Source organism: Streptomyces sp. AA1529 (genome assembly GCF_000280905.1).
Taxonomy (GTDB): Bacteria; Actinomycetota; Actinomycetes; order Streptomycetales; family Streptomycetaceae; genus Streptomyces.
Genome location: NZ_ALAP01000078.1, coordinates 198,186 through 216,312 on the forward strand (window position 1 = coordinate 198,186; position 18,127 = coordinate 216,312).

Sequence of the window (18,127 nt, forward strand, 5' to 3'; positions counted from 1 at the left end):
ACGGCGGCGCCTCGAGCGAGCAGCGACCCGCCCCCTAGCCCCCTCCGGCACCGTCGGCCACGTCAAGGTTGGCGGCGGAAAGGGTTGGGGCTGCGATGCGGGTACTGTTCACGACCTGGGCCTGGCCCTCTCATCTGTACGCGCTGGTGCCACTGGCCTGGGCCTGCCGCAGCGCGGGGCACGAGGTGCTGGTCGTCAGCCAGCCGGAGTTGCTGCCGCTCATCGAGCGGACCGGGCTGCCGGGCGCCGCCGTCGGCAAGGACGTCGACGGGGCCGGCATGGTGCGCGGCTATGTGCTGCCCAGCGAGGACGACCCCACGGCCGACCGGCGGGCGCCGCGCGCCGGGAAGGGGCCGCGGGCGCTGCGGATGTTCACCGCGCACGCCGACTCGATGGTCGAGGGCACCGCCGAGACGGCCCGGCGCTGGCGGGCCGATGTGGTGGTGTCCGAACCCACCGCGCTGGCCGGTCCGCTGGCCGCCGCCGCTGCCGGGATTCCCGCGGTACGGCTGCTGTACGGCGCCGATCTGATGGCGCGGGCCCGCCCGCTGCTGCCGGAGGCGCTGGCGCCGCTGGCCGAGCGGGTGGGCGTGGACCCGGAGGGCTACGACCCGTTCGGCGCGGTCACGATCGACCCGTGTCCGCCGGGGTTCCAGGCGCCGGACCCGGCCGGGCATCCGCGGCTGCCCATGCGGTACGTGCCGTTCAACGGGCCGGGCACGCCGCCCGATCCGCCGCTGCCGCCACCGGCACCCGGGATCCGCCGGGCCGTGGTGACCTGGGGGCACACGATGGCGCGGCTGGACCCGGCGCTGTTCCTCGCCGGGCACGCCGCGCGGGCACTCGCCGCGCTGCCGGGGACCGAGACGGTACTGGCGGTCACGGCGGCGCAGCGGCCGCTGCTGGGCGAGGTGCCCGACGGTGTGCGGGTGGTCACCGACGCGCCCCTGCACACGGTGCTCGGCGACGCGGACCTGGTGGTCGCGCACGGCGGGGCCGGCACGGTGCTGACCGGGCTGCGCGCGGGCGCACCGCTGCTGCTGGTGCCGCAGTTGCCGGACCACGCCGGGCACGCCGCCCGGGTGCTGGCGGCCGGTGCGGGTGAGGTCCTCACCCGCGACGAGGCGGACGCGGAGCGGCTGCGGGACGCCGCGGCCGGGCTGCTGGACCCCGAGCGGGGTGCGGAGCGGCGCGCGGCGGCATGGACGCTGCGGGACGGGATGCTGGCGCAGCCCGCGCCCGCGTCGCTGGTCGGCGAGCTGGAGGAGCGGGTGGTCGCATGTGCGGCATAGCGGGCTGGATCGACTTCGCGCGGGAGATGCGCGAGGAGGGCAGCGTCGTCCGGTCGATGGCCGCCACCCTCGCCAACCGCGGGCCGGACGACGAGTCGGTGTGGACCGACGCGGACGCCGCGCTGGGGCATCGCAGGCTCGCCGTCATCGACGTGGACGACTCCGTCCAGCCGATGACCGCCGAGCACGACGGGCGCACCCTGGCCGTGCTCGTCCACAACGGCGAGATCTACAACTACCGGGAGCTGCGTTCCCGGTTGACGGCTCTGGGCCACCGGTTCCGTACGGCCGGGGACACCGAAGTGGTGCTGCGCGCCTACCTGGAGTGGGGTCCGGAGTGCGTGGAGCGGCTGGACGGCATGTTCGCGTTCGCCGTGTGGGATCCGCGCAGCAGGCAGCTGCTGCTGGCCCGCGACCGGCTGGGGATCAAGCCGCTGTACTACGCGCGGACCGCGGACGGTCTGCTCTTCGGCTCCGAGCCCAAGGCGCTGCTGGCCCACCCGTCGCTGGAGTGCGTGGTGGACGCGGAGGGGCTGGCCGAGCTGCTGGCCTACATCGCGACCCCGGGGCACGCCGTCTACCGGGGGATCCGGGAGCTGCCCGCCGGGCACACGGCGCTGCTCAAGCAGGGTGCCGGCGGTGCGGTGCTGACCGAGTCGCGCTACTGGTCGCTGCCCGACCGCGAACACCCCGACACGCTGGAGCGGACCGTCGAGACGGTGCGCGGGCTGCTGCAGGACGCGGTCGGCAGCCACCTGGTCTCGGACGTCCCGCTGTGCACCCTGCTGTCGGGCGGGGTGGACTCCAGCGCGCTGGCGGCGTTCGCCGCCCGCGCCGGCGGCGGGCGGCCGCGCACCTTCGCGGTGGACTTCGAAGGGCACACGGAGCGGTTCCGCAAGGACTTCTGGCACGAGGACCCGGACGCGCCCTACGCGGCCGAGGTCGCCCGGCATGTGGGCACCGACCACGAACCGGTGGTGCTGCGCACCGCGGACCTGGCCGACCAGGTCGTCGACGCGGCGGCGCTGCGGGCCCAGGACCTGCCCCGGCCGATCCCGGACATGGACCGCTCGCTGTATCTGCTGCTGCGGGCGGTACGGCAGCGCTCCACGGTGGCGCTGATGGGCGAGGTCGCCGACGAACTGTTCGGCGGCTACCAGTCCTTCCGCGACCCGACGCTGGTGGACACCGCGAACTTCCCCTGGGTGACGATGGGTCTGCGGGTGGCGCCGCACGGGATGAGCACCGGGCTGCTGGACCCCGGTCTGCTGCGCAAGATCGACGTGCCGGGCTACTCGGCGCAGCGCTGGGCGGAGACGGTGGCCGAGGTGCCCGCGGTGCCGGGCGAGTCGGAGACCGAGCGGGTGATGCGGCGGGTCGGGCACGCGCATCTCACCCGCTGGCTGCCGCTGCTGCTCTCCCGCGACGACCGGCTGAGCATGGCGGTCGGCCTGGAGCTGCGGGTGCCCTACTGCGACCACCGGCTGGTCGAGTACGTCTACAACATCCCCTGGTCGATGAAGACGGCCGACGGCCGTGAGAAGAGCGTGCTGCGCTCGGCCGTCGCCGATCTGCTGCCCGACTCGGTGACCCAGCGCCGCAAGAGTCCCTTCCCGATCACCCAGGACCCGCGCTACGGGCAGGTGCTGCGGCAGCGCTTCGACGCGGTCGTCGCCGACCCCGCCAGCCCGGTGCGGCCGCTGCTGGACGGCCCCGCCTGCGCGGAACTGGCCGCCGAGGACCGGCCGATCGCGGTCGACGGGTGGGGCGAGCGCCGCAACGTCGAGATGGTCCTCCAGCTCGACGCGTGGCTGCGCCACTACCGCGTCCGGCTGGATCTGTGAGAGCGAACGGAGAGGGGCGAGAATCGATGCTGCTGAGCGATCAGCTCAAGGAGCTGGCCGCGCCGGTGCTGGAGAAGGTGCAGGCCCACCCGTTCTGGTCGGGGCTGCGGGACGGCTCCCTGCCGGGCGAGTCACTGGCGTATTTCGTGGAACAGGACACCGGGCACCTGCTGCCCGCCTACGCACGGGCGCTGGCGCGCACCGCCGCCGCCGCCGAGGCGGACGCGCACACCGCGCTGCTGGGCCGCTCGATCACCGGGACGCTGGAGGCGCGGGACCGGCTGCGCCAGAAGTACGCCGAATGGGCGGCGGGTGCGGGGCTGCCCGCGGCCGGTACGCCGCAGGCGAGTCCGGTCACCCATGCGCACTGCGCGTTCTTCAACGCCTCCAGCGCCGCCTCCTTCACCGCCGGGGTGGGGGCGCTGCTGCCGATGGTGTGGTTCAACTTCCGGGTCTCCGACGACCTGCTGGAGCGGCACACCGCCGGATCCCGGTACGCGGAGTGGATCGAGGCGTACCACCCCGGCGCGGGATACGGCTACGCGGTGCGGGCCTTCCTGGGGCTGGCCGACGAGCTGGGCGAGACGTCGTCGCCGGCCGGACGCGACCGGCTGGTCGAGCACTTCCGCACCGGCATCCGGCACGAGTGGGCGTTCGCCGAGGCCGCCTGGGACCGCCCCGAGTGGCCGGTGTGACCGGCCCGCTTCCGTCTCCCCCACCTGATCACCGCAACCCGAAGGGACAACCGTGAGCACTCAGACCCCGCCCAGGTATCCGTTCGCCTGGACCCCGCCCATGCAGGTGCCCGAAGCGCTGCGGCATGTGCACAGCAGCTCCGCGATGGAGGTGACGCTGCCGAGCGGGGACGTGGCGACGCTGGTGACCCGCTACAAGGACGTGCGCGCCCTGTTCGCGGACAAGCGTCTCTCGCGCAACATCGCGCGCCCCGACTGCGCACGCATCTCCGCGGACAACGACCTGTTCATGGACCCGGAGATCGACCCGGATCCGCCCAAGCACACCCAGGTGCGCTCGCTGGTGACCAAGGCGTTCACCGCCCGCCGGATCGAGGCGCTGCGGCCGTATGTGCAGCGTGTCGCCGACGAGCTGCTGGACGAAATGGCGGCCGGGCCGCGCCCGGTGGAGCTGAACGAGGCGCTGGCGTTCCCGCTGCCGATCATGGTGATCTGCAAGCTGCTGGGCGTGCCGGCCGAGGACCGCGACCAGTTCCGCGAGTACGTCGACGGCTTCCTGTCGGTCACCAAGCTGCCGCCCGAGGAGGTCGGGCAGTGCCGGCAGAACCTGTGGAAGTACCTGGGCGACCTGATCGACGCCAAGCGCGAGAAGCCCGGGGACGACCTGGTGAGCGAGCTGATCCGGGTCCGCGACGAGGAGGACAACCGGCTCAACGACCACGAGCTGCACTTCTGGTGCCAGGGGCTGCTGATCGCCGGGTACGTCACCACGGCCAGCCAGATCGGCACCGGCACGGCCGTGCTGCTGCACCACCCGGAGCTGGTGCGCGAGATCCAGGCGGACTGGTCGCTGGTGCCCTCCACGGTGGAGGAGCTGCTGCGCACCCAGATCATGGGCTCCTCGGTGGGCACCATGCGGTACGCCGTCGACGACATTCCTCTCTCGGACGGTTCGGTCATCAAGAAGGGCACCAGCGTGCTGCTGTCGGAGGAGGGGGCCAACATGGACCCCGAGGTCTTCGACCAGCCCTTCGAGCTGGACATCCGCCGCCAGGAGAACCACCACATGACCTTCGGCGCCGGCATCCACTACTGCGTGGGCGCCGCACTGGCGCGGATGGAGCTGCAGGTGGCCACCGAATCGCTGCTGCGGCGCTTCCCCGACATCAGGCTCGCGGCCCCGGCCGAGGAGCTGCCGCGGGCGCTGGGCGGGTTCATGGAGGGCTTCACCGAGATCCCCGTGGAGTGGTGAGCATGCTCCGCGTGACCGCGAATCCGGAGACCTGCGCGGTCAGCAGCCTGTGCGTGTACCGGCTCCCCGCTGTCTTCGACCAGGACGAGGACGGTCTGGTCGTCGTCCTGGACGAGACGCCGGAGGGGCGGCTGCACGAGGAGGTCCGCCGGGCGGCCCGCGGCTGTCCGACGAAGTCCATCCACGTCACCGAGGAGTGACCCCCGGACCGGTCCCGGCGCCCGCCTCCCCGCGCGCACCGGGACCGGCCGCTCCGCGGCGGGCCGACGGTCACGGACCTGCGGCTAGCGGATGACGTGCGGTACGAACCGCGCGTACTCGTCGGTGACGGGGCCCGCGGACTCGCGGATGCCCAGACCGGCGGCCTCCCCGTCCACCACCCAGGTGCCCAGCACCGTGCGGTTGCCGTCGAACTCCGGCAGCGGGCACAGCGCCTGGTAGCAGCACGGCTCGTCACGCACCGACGGCTCGGTGCCCGGCTCGTGCAGCGTGACGCCGGCGCCCTCGCGGCCCAGCAGCGGCTTGGCCGCCCACCCGGTCGTGCCCGCCAGCTCCCGGGGCCCGTCCAGATAGGCGGGCAGCAGATTCGGATGGCCGGGGAAGAGCTCCCACAGGATCGCCAGCAGCGCCTTGTTGGACAGCAGCATCTTCCACGCCGGTTCGATCCACAGCGTGCTGCCGGTGCCACCGCCGTTGTCGAGGGTCTCCAGCACGTGCGGACCGAACCGGTCGGAGGCCAGCCACTCCCACGGGTAGAGCTTGAAGCAGGCCCGGACGAACTTCAGCCGCTGGTCGACGAACCGGCCCGCGAGCCGGTCCCAGCCGATCTCCTCCACCGGTATCGCGACGGTCTCCAGGCCGGCCTGCTCGGCGGTCTCCTGGAGGTAGGCCACCGTCATCAGGTCCTCGCCCAGTTCGTCCCGGGCCGAGTGGGCGAAGTGCACCGGAGCGCCCGGCGGCAGCAGCGCGGCCTGCTTGCGCCATACGCCGACCAGCCGCTCGTGCAGCGAGTTCCACTGGTCGGCGCCGGGGAAGCGGTCCTCCATCCAGAACCACTGCGGGGACGCCGCCTCCACCAGCGAGGTGGGGGTGTCCGCGTTGTACTCCAGCAGTTTCGCCGGCCCGCCGCGCCCGTCGTGGCGCAGATCGAACCTGCCGTAGAGGCTGGGCAGTTCGGCACGCCGCCGCCAGCTCTCGGACACCCGGTGCACCAGGGCCGGGTCGGTGATGCCCAGGTCCGCGAACCGGTCGGCGGCCACGATGTGCTCCGCGGCCCGCAGGCACATGGCGTGCAGCTCCTCCACGACCTCCTCGAGGTCCTCCACCTCGGGCAGCGTGAGGGCGTAGTAGGCGCTCTCGTCCCAGTAGGGGCGCAGCGAGCCGTCCGGGTAGCGGGTCAGCGGGTAGATGCAGCCCTGCTCCTCGACGGTCTGCTGCCAGCCGGGGCGCGGGGTGAGGGTGTGGCGTTCCACGCGGGCCTGCTCCTCTCGTCCGCGCCCGCCTCAGCCGCCGTACCCGCCGCCGGTGCCGTAGCCGTCATCGTCGTCGTCGCAGCCGAAGCCGGCCCGCTCGACGGCCGCCGCGTGCACGAAGGTGCCGCCCTTGGCGCGGCCCTCGTCCTCCCGGCCGCCGTAGTACCAGACGCTGCCCGCGCGCCCGTCCCGCTGCCCCGCGGTCCGGGCGGCGGGGAGGGCGGCGGTGGCCGCGCCCCGGGTGCCGCACTGGCTCGGGGGCAGGATGCGGTAGCCGCGCACGGCGTCGTAGCTGTCGGGGTCCACGCACCGCCGGTCCGGCTCCGAGGAGTATCCGGACAGCGCGACGGCCAGCGCGCCCATGCTGCCGAGCACCACGGTCGAGGAACGCAGCCTGCGCCGCCGCCCCCGGGCGGCTTCCCGGTCGCTGCTCGCTGGATTCGGCGTGGTGGTCATGCGGTCCCCCTGGATAACTGAATGCCTGGACGTCCGAATGCGACGTCGAGATTCGAACTGCGCACACCCTAATGGGTGGCGCGCGGCGCCGGGGCGGGCCCCGGCGGAGGGGCCGGGTCCGCGCGGTTCCCCGTTTTCCGCGTGCTCGGGCGGCTGTCGGGGCACGCGAACGGGCCCGGCGGCTCTCCGGCCGCCGGGCCCGGTGCGCGTCCCGCCGCCGCGGGCCGGGTCAGCGGGGCGGGTACAGCTCCCGCACCGCCGTCCGCAGGGCCGCCGCCGGGTCGGTGGCAGCGCCCTCGGAGCGCCAGGCGACGAACCCGTCCGGGCGGACGAGGACGGCGCCGTCGGCCGCGATGCCGTGCTGCTCGGCCACGGCCCGGTCGTCCGCCGCGGTCAGGGTGGCTCCCGGACCGCCCACCCGGTGGGCGTCGATCCGCACGCCGGTGTCCGCGGACACGGCCGCGGCCGCCTCCACCCACGCCTGGCCGTCCTGCGCGGTCAGCAGCACCGGCGCCCGCCCGTACAGGTCCAGGGCGGAGATGTCCTCCCCGGCCCGGTCCAGCCCGATGTGCGGGGCGCGGGTGCCCGGCTCGCCGCGCAGCGCGTGCGGCGGCACCGGCGGGCCGTCCCCGTACCGGTAGCCGAAGACGGTGGTGCTGTACGCCTCGGCGGGGTCCGGGCCCTCCCCTTCGCCGTCGCCGTCCGGGCCGGTGCGCTCCTGCATCATCCCGAGGGCCTGCTGGAGGGTCATCCAGGCCACCGGGTGGCGCTCGGTCTGGTAGGTGTCCAGCAGTTCGGGCCCGGACTCGCCGTCCAGGACGGCGGCCAGCTTCCAGGCCAGGTTTCCGGCGTCCTGGATGCCGAGGCTGGCGCCGAACCCGCCGGTGGGCGGCACCAGATGGGCGGCGTCGCCGACCAGGAAGACCCGGCCGCGCCGGTACTCGCGGGCGACCTGGGCGCCGATGATGAAGCTCAGCCATTTGGCGCCGCCGGCCGGGAGCTGCGGAACGATGCGCACGTCCAGGTCGGGCTGGCCGATGGCCGCGCGGACCAGTTCGACCGCCTGCTCCTCGGTGACCGTCTCCAGTGTCTCGCCCTCGGGCATGGCGGTGGCGAAGATCCACCGCTGCTTGCCGTCGTGCGCGAACAGGATGGTGGAGGGCGCGGGTTTGTCGAGGTAGCAGACGCCGACGTCGCGGCCCCGGGCGGCCCGGCTCAGGTCCGCCTCGAAGAGCACCGAGAGGGTGGTGGCGAACTCGCCGGGTCCGTCAGTCTCGATGCCCAGCTCGCGCCGGACGGGGCTGCGGCTGCCGTCGGCCGCGACGAGGTAGGCGGCGCGCACGGTGCGCTCCTCGCCACTGGCGGTGTCCCGGAGCACGGCGGTGACTCCGCCGTCCTCGCCCTCGCCGCTCTCCTCGAAGGACACCAGTTCGGTGCCGAAGGCCAGTTCGGCACCGAGTTCGGCGGCGCGGCCGCGCAGCAGGTGCTCGAGCCGGTCCTGGTCGATGGGGGCCCACTCGCAGGGGCTGACGCCGCCGGTGGGGTCGGGCTGGTCGGTGGGGCCGCTGAACATCTCGGGCCCGGCGAGGGTCTCGGCCCGGATCATCAGCAGCTTGCTGAAGTCGGTGGCGAGACTGGCCTCGGACCAGATGGGCCCCTCCAGCCCGACCTGCCGGTAGAGCTCGACGGTCCGCGGGTTGACGCCGCGCGAGCGCGGGTGGCTCAGCGTGTCGGGGTGGCGCTCGACGACGAGCGAGGGGATGCCGTGCCAGCCGAGGAAGACCGCGGTGGACAGCCCTGTCACCGCCCCTCCGACGATCAGTACCGGAACCTGCTGCGGGGCCTGCTGGTTAGCGCTCATGGGTACGGACTCCTCTCTCGGACGGGCCCGCTCAGGCGGCCTTGCGGCAGATCACGAGCGTGTCGTAGTCGCTCAGCGGCAGTACCTCGGTGGAGGCGAACCCGGCGCGCTCGGCGTGCGCGACGGCCTCGGAGACCGGGTACTCGGAGCCGCCGTCGGTGACCAGCAGCATGTCGAGGCTGATGACCAGGTTCTCGACGTGGTCGGGCTGGTCGTCGAGCATCCGGTCGTAGATCAGCAGCGCGCCGCCGGGATTGACGGCGTGGAAGGCCTTGGTGACCAGTTCGCCGCGCTGCTGCTCGTCCCAGTCGTGCAGCACGTGCCCGAGGGTGACCACGTCGGCGCTGGGCAGCGGGTCGGTGAAGAAGCTGCCGCCGTGGAAGGTGACCTTGCCGGTCAGCCCGTAGGAGGCGACGTGCTCCTCGAACAGCGGCTCCATCGGCGGCAGGTCGAAGACGTGCCCGGCGAGGTGCGGCTGCGCCTTGACGATGATGGAGCACAGGTTGCCGCGGGCGCCGCCGATGTCGAGCACGGAGTCGTGGCCGCTCCAGTCGAACTTGCCCACCAGTTCGGGGCCGACGACGTGGGTGAGCGCGTCCATCATGCCGACGAACTGCCGCAGGATGTGCGGGTTGCGGGTGACCTCCTCGAAGTCGCTGCCCGACTGCTGCTCACCGGTGCGCAGCGCCTCGGTGAGCTTGCCCCAGGCGGGGTAGAGGTTGCGGTTGGAGCGCTCCAGGAAGCCGCCCACGTAGCGGTTGCTGCCGCGCACCAGGTAGGTGCCGGCGCCCTCCGCGTTGCCGAACCTGCCGCCCTCCTCGCGGGTGAGCAGGCCCAGCGCCGCCAGCAGGTCGAGCCAGTCGCCCAGTCCGCGGCCGTGCAGGCCCAGCTCCTTGCGGATCTCCTCCTCGGTCGCGGGGCCCTTCTGGTCGAGGGTGGTGAACAGACCCAGTTCGACAGCGGTCAGCAGCGCCTTCGCGTCGCAGAACGCGTTGCTCAGCCGGATGATTCCGGCCGGGGTGCTGACATCCAGGCTGGTGTGCGTCATGCGCAGGACTCCTTCCGAAACGGCACATGGCCTGGCGCCAGGGCCGCTCCGGGAGGGTCACACCGCGAAGTTGAGCGCCCCTCGAACCGCGGTGGGGACGGCGTCGGAGCCGTGCGCCCCCGCCGGATCTCCAGTGGCCCTCAAGGGGCCGTGGCTACTCATCAGGGGTGCCGAAACCGGCCAAGCCCAGTTGTTCAGAGGGGACATGCATGTATGACGTGAAGATCCCGGTGCTGATCGTCGGCGGTGGTCCCGTCGGGCTCTCCACCGCGCTGTTCAGCGGGCGGCGCGGCGTCCGCACGATGCTGCTGGAGAAGCGGGACAGCACCTCCATGCTCCCCCGCGCCCCGGGCCTGCAGGCCCGCACGATGGAGCTGTTCCGCGCCGCGGGGCTCGGGAAGGAGATCCGCGCCCTGGAGAAGGGGAACTCGCACGCCTACTTCGAGGGCGGGATCATCAAGGTCGACACCTTCTCCGACATCGACAACGCGGAACTGCTGGAGTCCCCGTCGCTGGACGGCCCGACGGTCAGCCCGGAGCGGGTGATGGGCTGCGGGCAGGACCGGTACGAGAAGGTGCTGGTCGCCAAGGCCCGGGAGTACGGCGCCGATGTCCGTTTCAACACCAGGCTGGTCTCCTTCGAGGCCGACGAGGAGGGCGTCACCGCCGTGGCCGAGGAGGCCGCGACGGGGAACCGGATCACCATCCGCGCCGACTACCTGGTCGGCGCCGACGGCGCGGGCAGCCGCGTCCGCAAGGCGCTGGGTGTCGAGCGGACCGGCCGCGGGACCGTGTTCAACGCGCTGAGCATCTACTTCCGGGCGCCGGAGCTGGAGACGCTGCTCAAGGACCGCAAGTTCATCCTGTGCTACGCCTCGGCGGGCGGCTCGCTGATGGGCCTCTCCCGGCTGCACGGCTGCGACCCGTGGCTGGCGGCACCCATCTACTACCCGGAGAAGGGCGAGACGCCGGACGACTACACCGACGAGCGCTGCGTGGAGATCGTCCGCCGCGCGGCCGGCAAGGACATCGACGTCGAGATCATGGACAAGGTGCCCTGGCAGGGTGCCCAGCTGGTCTCCGAGACCTTCCGCGTGGGCCGGGTCTTCCTGGCGGGCGACGCCGCGCATGTGCACCCGCCCGCGGGCGGCTTCGGGGCCAACACCGGCATCCACGACGCGCACAACCTGTCCTGGAAGCTGGCGGCCGTGCACGACGGCTGGGGCACCGACGCGCTGCTGGACACCTACGACGCGGAGCGCCGTCCGCTGGGCACCGCCATGTCCGAGCAGGCCCTGGTGCGCAACCGGATCCGGCACGGCTACGCGACCGAGCAGGACCGGAAGGACTTCGTCGACGACGTGATCATCACGCTCGGCTACCGGTACCGTTCCGCGTCCGTCGTCGGCGCCGAGGGCTCCAGGGTGCTCACCCCCGATCTGGAGCTGACGGGCGAGCCGGGCACCCGTGCGCCGCACGTGTGGCTGACCCGTTCGGGCACCGACGGCGCCGAGGGCGCTGAGCGGATCTCCTCCATCGACCTGTTCTGGGACGGCTTCGTCCTGCTGCACGGCCCGGACGGCGGTGCCTGGGCGAAGGCCGCGGTCAAGGCCGCCGAGCGGCTGGGCGTGCCGCTGCGCACCCACGCGGTGGGCCCGGAGGAGGAGCTGCGGCCCGAGGACCGCGACTGGGCGGCCGCCTACGGGGTGGGGCCGGGCGGCGCCGTGCTGGTGCGGCCGGACGCGTTCGTGGCCTGGCGCTCGGCGGAGGGCACCGCGGCGGTGGCGGACCCGGACGCGGTGCTCGACGACGTGCTGGCGCGCGCCTCGGCGGCGGCCTCGTGACCGGGGCGGAGCGGGCCGATGACTGACGAGGTGACGGCCCGGGCCGGACAGGTGCTCGGCCAGGCCATGGCCTTCCAGCCGGCGAAGCTGGTGCTGGCCGGGGTGCGGCTGGGGCTGTTCGCGGCGCTGGCCGAGGGGCCGCTGCCGGAGGAGGGGCTCCGCGAGCGGCTGGAGCTGGGCCGGCGCGGCTGCGACCACTTCCTCGCCGCGCTGGCCGAACTCGGCTTCCTGGAGCGCACGGCGGACGGCGCCTGGGCCAACGCGCGGGTGTCGGAACAGTTGCTGGTGCCCGGCGATCCGGCCTCGCTCAGCGGGTTCCTGCAGCTCGCCGACCGGGTGATGTATCCGGCGTGGGACCGGCTGGCCGAGGGGCTGCGCAGCGAGGAGCCGCAGGCGGCGACCTACTCCGGCGAGGACATGTTCGATCAGCTCTACGACAGTGAGGAGAAGAAGGACGGGCTGGTGCGGATGGCCGAGGACGCCAGCAGGCCGCTGATCCCCGCGCTGGCGGAGGTCTTCGACTGGGCGTCCTACGGCTCGGTGCTGGAGCTGGGCGGCTGCCGGGGCAATGTGCTGGCCGGTCTGGTGGGCGCGCATCCGCATCTGGAGGCGCGGGTCTTCGACCTGCCGCAGCTGGAGGAGGACTTCGACGCGCACATGGCGGCGCTGGGGACGACCGGCAAGCTCGGCTTCCACGGCGGTGACTTCTTCGCCGGGCCGCTGCCCGAGGCCGATGTGCTGATGCTGGGGCACGCGCTGGTGGACTGGAACGACGACCAGCGCGCCCAGTTGGTGAAGAACGCCTTCGCCGGAGTGCGCCCCGGCGGCGCCTTCCTGGTGTGGGACCCGGTGATCGTCCCGGGTGAGGAGAGCTATCTGCGCAATCTGCTGCGCAGCCTCAACCTCCAGTTGATGACCCCGCACGGGAAGGGGTACACGCTGGCCCAGTGCACGGGGTGGATGCACGACGCGGGCTTCGCCCGGGTCGAACACCGCTCGCTGGGCCACGACGTCACCCTGGTGATCGCCCACAAGGGCGGCTGACCCGCGGTCCTCGCCCGTCCGCCCGCCCCCCGTGCGCCGGGGGCGGGCGGACGGGCGTGCGCGCTCGCGGGGGTCCGAGGCTGGGCTGGGCTGGGCTGGGCTGGGCTGGGCTGGGCTGGGCTGGGCTGGATCACTCCATGGTGAGCACCAGTTTGCCGTCCAGTCCGCCGGCTTCCCCGGCCCGGTGCGCCTCGGCCGCCTCGGCGAGCGGGAAGGGCGCGTGGAGCGGCACCTCGAGGGTGCCGCGCCGCAGCAGGGCCAGGGCCTGGTCGAGCGCGGCTCCGGTGCGCCGGAGGCCGTCCCCGCCGCCGGAGAACCTGGCCCCGTGTGCCTGCGCGGCCTGCGGGGAGGCGAGGGTGAGGACCCGTGCGGCGCCGCCGCGGGCGAGCCGTACCGAGTCACCGAGCACGTCGGCTCCCGAGACGTCCAGTACCGCGTCCACCCCGTGCGGCGCGGCGGCCGCCACCCGCTCGGGCCAGCCCTCGCCGTAGCGGACGGGTACGGCCCCCAGCCGGCTCAGCCGCTGGTGGACCCGCTCCGCCGCGGTGCCGACCAGCTGCGCGCCCCGGGCGAGCGCGAACTGGACGGCGAGGTTGCCGACGGCGCCGCCCGCGCCGTGCACGAGCAGGGTCTCCCCCGCGGCGACGTCCAGTTCCTCCAGGGCGCGGTAGGCGGCCTCCGCGGCGGAGGGCAGCCCGGCGGCGCGGTGCACGTCCAGGTCGCCGGGGCGCAGCCGCAGCATGTCGAGGTCGGCGACGAGCAGCGTGGCGTAGGCCTGCGAGGCGTGGCCGAAGACCTCGTCGCCCGGCTCCAGGCTGCTGACGCCGTCGCCGACCGCCTCGACGGTGCCCGCGAACTCCGACCCGGGGATGTGCGGCAGCGGCACCGGCATGACGGCGGCCAGGGCGCCGCTGCGCAGCTTCCAGTCCAGCGGGTTGACGCCCGCGGCCCGGACGGCGACGCGGACCTGGTCGGGGTCCGGTTCGGGGACGTCGATACCGGTGAGCCGGAGCACTTCGGGGCCGCCGTACGCGGCGAAGGCGATGGCCTCGGGCATGGCGAGCACCTGCTTCCTGTGCGTGGGGGGAACGGAACTCCCCGCCCCGCGTTCCCGGCACGCCTCCTCCCATGCCCGCCGGCCGGGTTCCGCACCGGTCGTCTCCGACCGGCGGGCTTCCGGGCCGGCGGGGGGCTCAGTCGGCCTCCTCCCGCAGCCGCCGCAGGTGCCGCTCCTGGAGTTCGCGGCTGCGCCGGGCGAAGTCCAGCAGGAGCTCCAGTTCGGGCAGCGAGTAGCGCTCCAGGAGGGCCGCGCCCTCCTGCGCGAGCGGGCCGTAGAGGTCGCCGGCGCCGCGCTGGGTCCGCTCGGTGGCGCGGACGACGGACTTGCGGCGGTCGCGCGGGTCCGGCTCGCGGGTGAGGTAGCCGAGCCGGGCCAGCCTGTCGAGCATCGCGGTGACGCTGCCGGTGGTCAGGCCGAGCGCGGCGCCCAGCTGGCTGGGGGTGGCGCTGTCGCGCTGGGTGAGGACGTCGAGGCAGTGCAGGTCGGTGCGGTTGATGCCGAGCCGGTCGGCGGCGGCGGCGTCCACCGCGTCGGTCGCGCCCTGCAGGGCGCGGACCTCGGCGCCGAGCTGCTGTCGCAGCGCGTTCTCCTTCGGTTCGCGCGGCGGAGCGTCCTGGTCACTTGACATACAAGTATCTCGACTCTCAAACTAAAGGCGTCCGGTTACCTTGGCTTCCAAGATAACCGGTTTCCAAGGTATTCCCACCATCGGGTTGTTGCCCGGGTTCCAGAGAGGAACACTGCGATGAGCAACCAGCACACGGAACACACACCGGACCGTCCAGAGGAGCAGGTCGAGCAGGTCGAAGCCTTCTACACCAATGTGAAGCGGCTGGGCCACTGGACCCGGTCCCGCACCATCGAGGTGCGCACCCGGCGCTCCTCCGTCCACCTCGACCTGCGCTCCGCCCAGCTCCCCGAGGGCGAGATCGAGCTGCGGCTGCACAGCGAGCGCAGCACCCTCAAGCTCCTGCTCCCCGAGGACGCGGTCCTCCAGGAGTCCGAGCTGACCCTGGTCGGACGCTGCAAGGTCAAGGACCGCGAACGGCACAACGAGCACCGCGGCCGCGTCGTGCGGCTCACCGGGACGCTCCAGCACGGCGAGATCCGCGTCGCCCGCGGCGGAGTCGCCACGCTCAGCGCGATGTTCTCCCGCGAGTTCCTCGACGACGCCCGCACCGCGCACCGGGACGGCACCGAACCGGTACTGCCCGACCCCGGCAAGGAGCACGGGACACCGTAGACCGGGCACCAGCGCGGGCCGCGGACGAGCCCGCCGGCCCGAGCTCTCCAACCGCCCTCGAGCACGCGCCCGTAGCCTGCCCCTCCGGCACCGGAACCTGCCGGTCATGGCGGGTGCGGCCGGTCGTCCGGACGACCGGCCGCATCGCCGGTACCGCCCGGTACCGCCCGGCACGCGCAGGGGGCGCCCGCATGACTCCGGAGCAGGTCCAGTCCTTCTTCGCGGCGCTCGCCGCCGTCCTGGTGCTCGGCCGGCTGCTGGGCGCGGCGGCGCGCCGGCTCGGACAGCCCCCGGTGGTGGGCGAACTGCTCGCCGGGGTGCTCCTGGGGCCCACCCTGTTCGACGGCGCGGCGGCCCGCTTCCTCTTCCCGGCCGACATCCGGCCCCTGCTCGCGGCACTGGCGGACCTGGGGCTGGTGCTGTTCATCGTGACTCCTTCGTGGATATCCCCACCTTCAGGTGGGGAGGAAGCGGAGCACCTGCGAAGCAGGGCAACGGGCTGTGATTCGCCCCCAGGGCGGACCGCAGTGCTCTGACCCGCAGGTTTGATCTCCACCTGCGTCTGGCTAGTTTGTGAGCCATGACCACGGCTCACGTGAAGCGGGCGTTCAAGTACCGCTTCTACCCGACGGATGCGCAGGCAGCAGAGCTGTCGCGCACCTTCGGGTGTGTGCGGAAGGTCTACAACCTGGCGCTCGCGGCCCGCACCGAGGCGTGGGCGCGGGGTGAGCGGGTCAACTACAACCAGACGTCGGCGCTTCTGACCGTGTGGAAGAAGACTGAGGAGCTGGCCTACCTGTCCGAGGTGTCCTCGGTGCCGTTGCAGCAGACGCTGCGGCACTTGCAGGTGGCGTTCACCAACTTCTTCGGGAAGCGGGCCAAGTACCCGCGTTTCAAGTCCCGCAAGAAGTCCAGGAAGTCCGCCGAGTACACGACCAGTGCGTTCCGGTACCGGGACGGCAGGATCACCCTGGCCAAGATGACCGAGCCACTGGACATCGTGTGGTCCCGGCCACTGCCCGAGGGTGTGTCTCCGTCCACGGTCACCGTGTCGCAGGACAGCGCGGGACGTTGGTTTGTGTCGATACTGTGCCACGACCCGGCCGTGAAGCCGCTGCCCGCCACCAGGTGCGGCGGTCGGCATCGACGTGGGCCTGACCCACCTGCTGACCCTCTCAACCGGCGAGAAGCTCGCCAACCCCCGGCACGAGCGCCGCGACCGTGCACGTCTCGCCCTGGCCCAGCGCCGCCTGGCGAAGAAGGCCAAGGGCGACGGCGCCAACCGGGCCAAGGCCCGGCGCAAGGTCGCCAGGATCCACGCCCGGATCACCGACCGGCGCCGTGACCACCTGCACAAGCTGACCACTCGACTCGTGCGTGAAAACCAAACGCTCGTGATCGAGGACCTGACCGTGCGCAACATGGTCAAGAACCGCAGCCTGGCCCGCGCCATCTCCGACGCCGCATGGTCCGACTTCCGGAACATGCTGGAGTACAAAGCTGCCTGGTACGGGCGGGAAGTGGTCGCGGTGGACCGCTTCTTCCCCTCCTCCAAGCTGTGCTCCGCCTGCGGCACTATCGCATCGAAGATGCCCCTGCACGTCCGCACCTGGACGTGCGGCTGCGGAATCACCCACGACCGCGACGTGAACGCGGCGAAGAACCTGCTGGCGGCCGGGCTGGCCGTGTCTGTCTGTGGAGCTGGTGTAAGACCTCAACGGAGTTCTCCGGGCGGGCAGTCGGCGGCGAAGCAGAAAACCCCACGGCGCGAGCCGTAGGAATCCCCTCCCTTCAGGGAGGGGAGGATGTCAAGTTCCTGGTCGGCTACGAGTTGGACCTGACCCGGCTGCGCGGCACCGAACGCCTCGCGGTCTCCGTGTCCCTGTGCTCGGTGCTGGTGCCGCTGCTGCTGGGCGGGCTGCTGGCGCTGCACCTCGCCGACCGGCACGCCACCGGCGGCCGCGCCGCGTTCGTGCTCTTCCTCGGCGCCGCGATGGCGGTCACCGCCTTCCCCGTGCTGGCCCGCATCCTCGCCGACAGCGGGCTGGGGCGTACCCGGATCGGCGGCATCGCGCTCGCCTGCGCCGCGCTCGACGACGTCCTCGCCTGGTCCCTGCTGGCGGTCGTCGCCACCGTCGCGGGCGGCGGCGGCCAGTGGCGGATGCTGCTGGCGCCCGGCTATCTGGCCCTCATGCTGTGCGTCGTACGGCCCGGCCTGCGGTGGCTCTTCCACCGGCCCGGCACCGCGCGACGGGCCGGGTGGCAGGGGTGGACGCGCGACCATGTGACCGCCGACCAGCTCGTCGTGGTCCTGGCCGGGCTGCTGCTCTCGTCCCTGGCCACCGCCTGGCTGGGCGCCCACTTCGCCTTCGGTGCCTTCCTGTTCGGCGCCGTGCTGCCCCGCGACACCTCCCGGCAGCTGCGCCTCCAGCTCACCGACCGGCTGGAATACCTCACCCGGCTCCTGCTGCTGCCGGCCTTCTTCGTCGTCGCCGGGCTCCAGGTGGACCTCTCCCGCACCGGAGTCCGCGGCCTGGGCGAACTCGGGCTGATCCTGCTGACCGCGGTGACCGGCAAGTTCGCCGGCGCCTACGCGGGCGCCCGGCTCAACCGGGTGCCGCCCGTGCAGAGCGGACTGCTGGCCGCGCTGCTGAACACCCGCGGCCTGACGGAGCTCGTCATCCTGACCGTAGGACTGCAACTGGGCGTCCTGGACCGCGAGCTGTACGGCCTGCTGGTCGTCATGGCCCTGCTCACCACCGTCATGACGGGACCGCTGCTGCGGCTGCTCGGCCGCCGCCGCGGCGGCCCGACGGCGCTGGGCGACTTCGACCACCCGGCGGAGCGCCCCCGGCGCACCCGCGCCACCCCGGCGACCGCCCGGAAAGGCTGAGCGGGTGATGTCCTCCAGGTCGGCCGCCGATCCCCGCCGCCCGCCCTCGGCGGATCGCGGGCCATGGTTCCGTCCCGCTCTTCCTGCCAGACTGGCCGCGGAGTCGGCCTGAGACCGGGGGGG

Annotated in this window: 16 protein-coding genes and 1 pseudogene; 11 read left to right on the forward strand and 6 right to left on the reverse strand. The window is 73.1% G+C overall.

Features of this window, described 5'->3' with window-relative positions; genetic code table 11:
* The first annotated feature begins 95 nt into the window (after positions 1-95).
* The 5 genes from A949_RS0123115 to A949_RS0123135 are packed head-to-tail and all read left to right on the forward strand — an operon-like array spanning position 96 to position 5,283.
* Positions 96-1,292 (forward strand): nucleotide disphospho-sugar-binding domain-containing protein, encoded by a 1,197-nt coding sequence (locus A949_RS0123115; RefSeq protein ID WP_019358413.1) that lies wholly within the window; start codon positions 96-98, stop codon positions 1,290-1,292.
* Positions 1,280-3,136 carry an asparagine synthase (glutamine-hydrolyzing) gene (asnB, locus tag A949_RS0123120; RefSeq protein ID WP_019358414.1) on the forward strand — a complete coding sequence of 619 codons (1,857 nt, stop codon included), beginning with the start codon at positions 1,280-1,282 and terminating at the stop codon, positions 3,134-3,136. Before A949_RS0123115 ends, asnB begins: the two co-directional genes overlap by 13 nt.
* Positions 3,137-3,162: 26 nt before the next feature.
* Complete coding sequence (locus tag A949_RS0123125) at positions 3,163-3,831, forward strand: TenA family protein (protein ID WP_019358415.1); 669 nt, start codon at positions 3,163-3,165, stop codon at positions 3,829-3,831.
* A gap of 52 nt (positions 3,832-3,883) precedes the next feature.
* Positions 3,884-5,083 carry a cytochrome P450 gene (locus A949_RS0123130; RefSeq protein WP_026004947.1) on the forward strand — a complete coding sequence of 400 codons (1,200 nt, stop codon included), beginning with the start codon at positions 3,884-3,886 and terminating at the stop codon, positions 5,081-5,083.
* A gap of 2 nt (positions 5,084-5,085) precedes the next feature.
* Positions 5,086-5,283: a ferredoxin gene (locus tag A949_RS0123135; protein ID WP_037707285.1), complete on the forward strand. Its 198-nt coding sequence runs from the start codon at positions 5,086-5,088 to the stop codon at positions 5,281-5,283.
* An 84-nt stretch (positions 5,284-5,367) separates the two neighbouring features.
* Here the strand turns inward: A949_RS0123135 and A949_RS0123140 are convergent, their stop codons facing one another.
* The 4 genes from A949_RS0123140 to A949_RS0123155 form a co-directional block, all read right to left on the reverse strand.
* Positions 5,368-6,555 (reverse strand): glutathionylspermidine synthase family protein, encoded by a 1,188-nt coding sequence (locus tag A949_RS0123140; protein WP_019358418.1) that lies wholly within the window; start codon positions 6,553-6,555, stop codon positions 5,368-5,370.
* 30 nt (positions 6,556-6,585) lie between these two features.
* A complete protein-coding gene (locus tag A949_RS0123145) occupies positions 6,586-7,011 on the reverse strand; it encodes a hypothetical protein (RefSeq protein WP_019358419.1) in 426 nt (141 codons plus the stop codon).
* A gap of 229 nt (positions 7,012-7,240) precedes the next feature.
* Positions 7,241-8,872 carry an FAD-dependent monooxygenase gene (locus A949_RS0123150; protein WP_019358420.1) on the reverse strand — a complete coding sequence of 544 codons (1,632 nt, stop codon included), beginning with the start codon at positions 8,870-8,872 and terminating at the stop codon, positions 7,241-7,243.
* Between the two features lie 31 nt (positions 8,873-8,903).
* Positions 8,904-9,920, reverse strand: coding sequence for a methyltransferase (locus A949_RS0123155; RefSeq protein WP_019358421.1), 1,017 nt, complete (start codon positions 9,918-9,920; stop codon positions 8,904-8,906).
* A 209-nt stretch (positions 9,921-10,129) separates the two neighbouring features.
* On the opposite strand from A949_RS0123155, the gene A949_RS0123160 reads away from it, so the two are divergent.
* Positions 10,130-11,764 carry an FAD-dependent monooxygenase gene (locus A949_RS0123160; RefSeq protein ID WP_019358422.1) on the forward strand — a complete coding sequence of 545 codons (1,635 nt, stop codon included), beginning with the start codon at positions 10,130-10,132 and terminating at the stop codon, positions 11,762-11,764.
* Positions 11,765-11,782: 18 nt separating this feature from the next.
* The gene (locus A949_RS0123165) at positions 11,783-12,808 is read left to right on the forward strand and encodes a methyltransferase (RefSeq protein ID WP_019358423.1); all 1,026 of its coding nucleotides are present in this window, start codon (positions 11,783-11,785) and stop codon (positions 12,806-12,808) included.
* A gap of 130 nt (positions 12,809-12,938) precedes the next feature.
* Here the strand turns inward: A949_RS0123165 and A949_RS0123170 are convergent, their stop codons facing one another.
* Both A949_RS0123170 and A949_RS0123175 read right to left on the reverse strand, forming a co-directional pair.
* Positions 12,939-13,865: an NADP-dependent oxidoreductase gene (locus A949_RS0123170; RefSeq protein ID WP_037707360.1), complete on the reverse strand. Its 927-nt coding sequence runs from the start codon at positions 13,863-13,865 to the stop codon at positions 12,939-12,941.
* Positions 13,866-14,001: 136 nt separating this feature from the next.
* Positions 14,002-14,496, reverse strand: coding sequence for a MarR family winged helix-turn-helix transcriptional regulator (locus A949_RS0123175; protein WP_019358425.1), 495 nt, complete (start codon positions 14,494-14,496; stop codon positions 14,002-14,004).
* Between the two features lie 117 nt (positions 14,497-14,613).
* Here A949_RS0123175 and A949_RS0123180 point away from each other — a divergent pair, with 117 nt between their 5' ends.
* The 4 genes and pseudogenes from A949_RS0123180 (at position 14,614) to A949_RS34240 (ending at position 18,004) form a co-directional block, all read left to right on the forward strand.
* Positions 14,614-15,111, forward strand: coding sequence for a hypothetical protein (locus tag A949_RS0123180; protein WP_019358426.1), 498 nt, complete (start codon positions 14,614-14,616; stop codon positions 15,109-15,111).
* 191 nt (positions 15,112-15,302) lie between these two features.
* Positions 15,303-15,647: a hypothetical protein gene (locus A949_RS37755; protein ID WP_027759543.1), complete on the forward strand. Its 345-nt coding sequence runs from the start codon at positions 15,303-15,305 to the stop codon at positions 15,645-15,647.
* A 44-nt stretch (positions 15,648-15,691) separates the two neighbouring features.
* Positions 15,692-16,889: pseudogene (locus A949_RS34235) on the forward strand (RNA-guided endonuclease InsQ/TnpB family protein).
* 38 nt (positions 16,890-16,927) lie between these two features.
* Complete coding sequence (locus A949_RS34240; protein WP_272944210.1) at positions 16,928-18,004, forward strand: cation:proton antiporter; 1,077 nt, start codon at positions 16,928-16,930, stop codon at positions 18,002-18,004.
* Positions 18,005-18,127: the final 123 nt, after the last annotated feature.